Consider the following 741-nt stretch of genomic DNA (forward strand, 5'->3'; position numbering starts at 1 on the left):
GAGAACTGCTGAGTAAAACTCTTAGATTGAGAGAGAAATGGGTAAGATAGGATTAACTGCTGACCCAGACCAATCGCATCATCTTTTGCTCCAGATGCGACATAGTGTTCAAACGCTCCCAACGCCGCATTTTGAACTAGGCTTTCCCACTCGCTTTTACGTTGAGATGGACGAATATCTTCCGCATGCGCTAATAGCTCATTCCAATTTTTAGAGCCGTTCAATGCCTTTAAGTCGTCCATGGTGTAACGAGCTTCTTCACCGACCACGGCAAAGCTGACGGACACCATGAATAACGACAATAACGTTTTCTTCATCGTTTTAGTTCCATGCCTGCTTAAGGTACTTCAACGTTGAAGAGTCGTAAGCCGCATTTGGATTCAGGGCAACTTTGAGTACGCTACCACCTTCATCTAACGAGAAACCCGCTTTTTTCGCATTCACTGAATCTTGACCTACGAATTGGATTTTTGAACTTTTTGAAACTCTTCTTTATACAAAGCTGCGTGCTCAGTTGTCGTGCACAACTTCACCATATCATCATAGATGTAGTTAATAAGGCCACCTAACCAACCTGTGGTTTTTACTTTATCAAGTCGAGCTTCAGAAAAATCATAATTATCCCACTGAGCCCAATCGATATTGGTTTCTAGTACTTCATTACCACAAGCCTGCTGCACCTTGGTTACATTTTCTGTCATGGTATTTTCTGTCAACATGCGCTTCGCTTTTACTTCGATA

Annotated in this window: 2 pseudogenes; both read right to left on the bottom strand. The window is 42.4% G+C overall.

Going from position 1 to position 741, the window contains the following annotated elements:
- Positions 1-317, bottom strand: a pseudogene (locus R7Z49_RS24705) (hypothetical protein); the annotation flags it as partial.
- Between the two features lie 4 nt (positions 318-321).
- Positions 322-741, bottom strand: a pseudogene (locus R7Z49_RS24710) (hypothetical protein); the annotation flags it as partial.

Source organism: Vibrio sp. 1562 (genome assembly GCF_033340155.1).
Classification (GTDB): Bacteria; Pseudomonadota; Gammaproteobacteria; order Enterobacterales; family Vibrionaceae; genus Vibrio; species Vibrio alginolyticus.